The organism is Luteimonas flava (genome assembly GCF_036584485.1).
Taxonomy (GTDB): domain Bacteria; phylum Pseudomonadota; class Gammaproteobacteria; order Xanthomonadales; family Xanthomonadaceae; genus Luteimonas; species Luteimonas flava.
Window position 1 is genome coordinate 1 of sequence record NZ_JAZHBM010000060.1, and the last position, 309, is coordinate 309.

Consider the following 309-nt stretch of genomic DNA (forward strand, 5'->3'; position numbering starts at 1 on the left):
CCTTCTCCGCTGAAATCCGCAGACCGCCCGAGAAGCGGTCTTCCGACACCTTGCCGATCACTGCCAGGAATTCATCTTCCTTGAACATGTGCTTGTGCTCTTCAAACACCTCGGCGTACACCGTCACCTCGACTACCGCACTCTTGTCATCCAGCGTGACAATCAGCAGCTTGCCGCGCTGCGTCATCTGCGGCCGAATGCCGGTAATCACGCCGCACAGAATGCGCGGATCGCGCGACGGTTCCAGATCGGCCAGCTTGGTGCGGGCAAAACGCCGTGCTTCTGGCGCGAACGAATCGAACATGTGGC

Annotated in this window: 1 protein-coding gene; it reads right to left on the reverse strand. The window is 59.5% G+C overall.

Annotated features, from left to right (window positions below):
* On the reverse strand, positions 1-309 hold a 309-nt coding region (locus V3391_RS17675; protein WP_332079759.1), incomplete at both ends, for an OB-fold nucleic acid binding domain-containing protein.